We start from the raw sequence: 3670 nt of genomic DNA on the forward strand, positions 1-3670 counted from the left end.
AATATTGTGGTGCCGGGTGCCTCCCGGTGTCTGGTCAAGGCCGAATACCAGACGGGGCTTGCACTGAAAAGGAGAACGTACACCGGCCTTCCCCGCGTGCGCTTAGCCGCATTCACCACAATATGAAGCACACTCCGCCGTTTTGCGTTAACCACCAGTCCCCAACTGATTGAATGGAGTGTGCTTCATGTTGTGTGCCCGGTTTATTTATCCACCTCCGGGCAGGGTGGTCTCAGCTATACCCCTACAGCGAGAACCTGTGTTAACATTTCAATACCCTTACAGTTGAGAATTGCTAATTTATTGAAATGTTAGAAAGTGCTTTAACACTGGCAAGATTCTTTGCCGAAAAAATCAGTAAACCAGCTAATGATTGTTATTGTTTTGTTTTTCCTGATCATGATATTCGCCCCTGAAAATCTGCCTGAATTCATATCGGGTAAAAGTGGAGTCCCGTATGCGTTCCATATTTTCAGCTTTGCCGTAGCCTACGTTGTTGTGCTGTTCTCCAGAGTCGTTGGCCTGTTTTTTATGGCGTTTTGCTATCACAAGGTCAGGACAAAACGCATGTTAAAAAAGCTTAACTCCCTGAGTTCGGCGCAATTATTATTGCTTGATGACATTCTTTACTCTGGTGCAAGCCGTTTATGTGTGCCCGGCGATAATGCTGATGCAAATGCTCTGATTAAGGCTGGCATCATTCGCCCGACAGGCTTTAATATTGACCGCACCTCAGTAATGCTTAATGTCGATCCCGAGTATAAGTCGTTAATGCTTGCCACCTGGAACCCCTTCTCAAAACGTTTCGATATTCTCCCCTGAATAAGTGCGTCCAGTCATTCAGCAGAATATCAGTGCCGGATACTTATCCTTGTCCGGCGCACGACCACACGTGGCAGCGTGCTGGCCTCCATTTTCAATTCAGACTCTCAATGGAGGATAAAATGTCAGCAATTACACCAGAATACGATTCAACTTCTTTTGAAGTTCCAGCTCGCAATTAATGCAAGGTGCGGCAAACCGGTTACGTGTCGCTCCCCCAGCCCGTTGCTCTTCGCAATGCGTTCTGCTTCTTTAGCTATCTTTCCTGCAACTTCCAGGAGCAGGCTGCTTGTAAGTCTCTCTTCTTGTTTCATCGTTGCCTCTATTTTTCTCTCCCCTTAACGCCGGGTGGCGGAACATTTTGAGAAATCACTGTGTGTTCTCAGTAATGATAAGTTAGCCAAAGCTAACGTCATGATCAAGTGTTTGTTAGTCACAGCTAACCAAAAGATGCAAAAAAGCAGCTAACATATTGTTAGCTAAGCTTTTATTTTTTTTGGGAGCGTTGGCGGGCTTTGAGGAGTTCTTCGAGGCGGATTTTGTTATTTTCTACACGAGCTCTGAGCTCATTCAACAGCTCATTCTGTTCTGAATCAGTTATGGCAATAAACAGTTCAAGTAACTCACGTTGCTTATCGTCAAGCTCAGGTGGTTCATCTGTAGGCGGTTGGGGTGATTGATCCTCATCGCCGAAGAGTATCCATGTTGGGGTGCATTTCAGCGCTTTCGTTAAGGCAAAAAGGTTTTTTCCGGTTGGTTCACTGTCGTCTCGTTCCCACTGAGAAACAGATACGTGTGAAATCTTAAGCGCTTTTGCAAGAGAGCGCTGCGTAAACTTCAATTCTTTCCGGCGGTTCCGGATTCGTTCGCCAATGGTTAAATTTTTCATAGTTAGCTAATGCTAATTCTTCTTTACTCTGTTTGTGTTAACTTCTATAGTGTTAGCTATGGCTAACAAATGGAGTTCGTAAAGTGTACAAAGAAGATGCGATCAAATTCTTTGGTAGCAAAAGTAAGTTAGCGGCAGCAGCAAATGTAAGCAGGCCGTCTGTGACCAGGTGGGGGAAAGTCATCCCGAAGTTGCGAGCAATGGAACTGGCTGCACTAACAAATGGCGCGCTGCCATATGACCCTGGCTTGTATAAGTCAAAGGATAACGCCAGCTCTGAAGAGGAACTGAATCATGAAAATCAGTCCTCCGATTGATGTTGTGGCGGCAGAGTTGGAAGACTGGGCATTGGCAGATGGCTGGAAAGTGGTCGGGATGGCGATAGCGGATCAGTATCACGCTGATGGTGGCGGTGACATTCTGCCAACGGTTAATACAGGTGAGGGGCTTAGAAACGCAATACAGCGAGTAAAACGTATTTTTCGCGGGTTTGACGGTCCACGCTATGCATCGCTGGCCGTTGAACTAAAACCCGTCGCGTTATCCGTATTGCCTGCAGAACGGAGAGCCCGTATTGAATCGCCCCATGATCCTACGCTGCTTGCTACGGTTGCGGCAAAAGAAAGCATTGAAGCGGTTAATGCTGTTCATCTTCGTGCTGCGCCAGCCGTTGCATTGAAAGAAATTAACGAAGCTATATCTGCGTTTATGGCCATTAAGTCGGTCATCGAGCCGCTTTGTCGTGCTGATGCGCGGGAAGTATACCGGGGAAGTTATGCGTGACTATGCCACCGTATCACCTCAATTTTGGTTGGGGGAAACAGGTCGAGAGCTGAGAAAAGCAGGTGCGGAGGCTCAGGTTGTCGCGTTTTATCTGATGACGTCACCTCACGCGAACATGCTTGGCTTGTATTACCTGCCTTTGTTGTACCTGGCTCATGAGACTGGATTGGGCTTAGAAGGGGCATCGAAGGGGCTTGATGGGGCCATCAAAGCGGGGTTTTGCAGCTATGACGAGCACTCGGAGATGGTCTGGGTGCATGAAATGGCGGCATATCAGGTAGGCAGGGAGCTTAAGCCGGGTGATAAAAAATGCGCAGGGGTGCGGAATAGTTATGCGGCACTACCTAAAAATCCTTTTCTATCAGCATTTTATGAAAGATATAAAAGCGATTTCCACCTGACGGTCAACCGTGGAAATGAAAGGGGGTCTGAAGGGGCTTCAAGGGGGCTTCCAAGTCAGGATCAGGAACAGGATCAGGATCAAGAACAGAAAGAATATAAATTGGGGCATGGCGAAGCCATCCCCCCGAATGGAATTCCATCTGCGAAAAGGTCTGCTCCATCTGTAAAAAATAACTACCCAGCCGAGTTCGAAAAAGTTTGGGCGGTTTATCCGAAGAGAGCTGGTGGTAACAGTAAGGCTGATGCTTTCAAGGCGTGGAATGCCCGAATTAAATCTGGCGTGGAACCTCAGGTCTTGCTCGATGGTGTATTGCGGTATGCAGCTTACGTTGAAGCTACCGGAAGATTGAATACTGAATACGTAAAACAGGCCTCTACGTTTTTCGGGAAATCGTTGCACTACGAGGAAGCGTGGACTGTGCAGAACACGGTGCGCAATGGAACCGATGTAAACACCATTCCAGAGCCAGACAACACAATCCCGCCTGGCTTCAGGGGATAACAGCAGTACCAGTAATTTTTGTGAGAGTTAAATATGTCCAATTCATTCAAAAAAATGACTACATCCGGCGTTATCAAGCGCCTGCATTCGGGCATGTTCATCCGGCTTGATGACGTGCATGTCAAAGACGGTTTTAACAAGCGCGAGAACGACGAGCGAACCCGCCAGGCCGATGATGAACTGTTTGAGTTTCTCTGCGCCGGTGGCCGTGTTCCTGCGCTGGAAGTGATACCACGCGATGAGGGCGGTGTGTGGATTGTCGAGGGGCACCG

General features: G+C 47.8%; 6 protein-coding genes and 1 pseudogene. 5 read left to right on the forward strand and 2 right to left on the reverse strand.

Going from position 1 to position 3670, the window contains the following annotated elements; translation table 11 throughout:
* Positions 1-369: 369 nt before the first annotated feature.
* Positions 370-822: a super-infection exclusion protein B gene (locus tag AACV31_RS15020; protein WP_255491431.1), complete on the forward strand. Its 453-nt coding sequence runs from the start codon at positions 370-372 to the stop codon at positions 820-822.
* A 149-nt stretch (positions 823-971) separates the two neighbouring features.
* On the opposite strand, the gene AACV31_RS15025 is transcribed toward AACV31_RS15020, so the two are convergent.
* Together AACV31_RS15025 and AACV31_RS15030 are read right to left on the reverse strand one after the other, a co-directional pair.
* Entirely contained in the window at positions 972-1136 is a 165-nt protein-coding gene (locus AACV31_RS15025) for a hypothetical protein (protein ID WP_165157054.1), read from the reverse strand.
* 173 nt (positions 1137-1309) lie between these two features.
* On the reverse strand, positions 1310-1711 hold the full coding sequence (locus tag AACV31_RS15030; protein ID WP_165157056.1) for a helix-turn-helix domain-containing protein: 402 nt from the start codon (positions 1709-1711) through the stop codon (positions 1310-1312).
* Between the two features lie 83 nt (positions 1712-1794).
* Between AACV31_RS15030 and AACV31_RS15035 the strand changes: the two genes are divergently transcribed.
* From AACV31_RS15035 to AACV31_RS15050, 4 genes and pseudogenes are all read left to right on the forward strand, one after another.
* On the forward strand, positions 1795-2028 hold the full coding sequence (locus AACV31_RS15035; RefSeq protein ID WP_165157058.1) for a Cro/CI family transcriptional regulator: 234 nt from the start codon (positions 1795-1797) through the stop codon (positions 2026-2028).
* Entirely contained in the window at positions 2006-2494 is a 489-nt protein-coding gene (locus AACV31_RS15040) for a toxin YdaT family protein (protein ID WP_165157060.1), read from the forward strand. The genes AACV31_RS15035 and AACV31_RS15040 overlap by 23 nt, the downstream gene beginning before the upstream one ends.
* A complete protein-coding gene (locus AACV31_RS15045; protein ID WP_165157062.1) occupies positions 2487-3398 on the forward strand; it encodes a DNA-binding protein in 912 nt (303 codons plus the stop codon). The genes AACV31_RS15040 and AACV31_RS15045 overlap by 8 nt, the downstream gene beginning before the upstream one ends.
* Before the next feature lie 33 nt (positions 3399-3431).
* Positions 3432-3670 (forward strand): annotated as a pseudogene (locus tag AACV31_RS15050) (chromosome partitioning protein ParB); the annotation flags it as partial.

Origin of the sequence: Cronobacter sp. EKM101R (assembly GCF_963888145.1) — a bacterium.
GTDB classification, from domain to species: domain Bacteria; phylum Pseudomonadota; class Gammaproteobacteria; order Enterobacterales; family Enterobacteriaceae; genus Cronobacter; species Cronobacter turicensis.

Bases quoted from the DNA above. Each gene is read 5' to 3' on its own strand.
- AACV31_RS15020 (WP_255491431.1), top strand. From the start codon at position 370: ATGATTGTTATTGTTTTGTTTTTCCTGATCATGATATTCGCCCCTGAA.
- AACV31_RS15025 (WP_165157054.1), bottom strand. From the start codon at position 1,136: ATGAAACAAGAAGAGAGACTTACAAGCAGCCTGCTCCTGGAAGTTGCA.
- AACV31_RS15030 (WP_165157056.1), bottom strand. From the start codon at position 1,711: ATGAAAAATTTAACCATTGGCGAACGAATCCGGAACCGCCGGAAAGAA.
- AACV31_RS15040 (WP_165157060.1), top strand. From the start codon at position 2,006: ATGAAAATCAGTCCTCCGATTGATGTTGTGGCGGCAGAGTTGGAAGAC.
- AACV31_RS15045 (WP_165157062.1), top strand. From the start codon at position 2,487: ATGCGTGACTATGCCACCGTATCACCTCAATTTTGGTTGGGGGAAACA.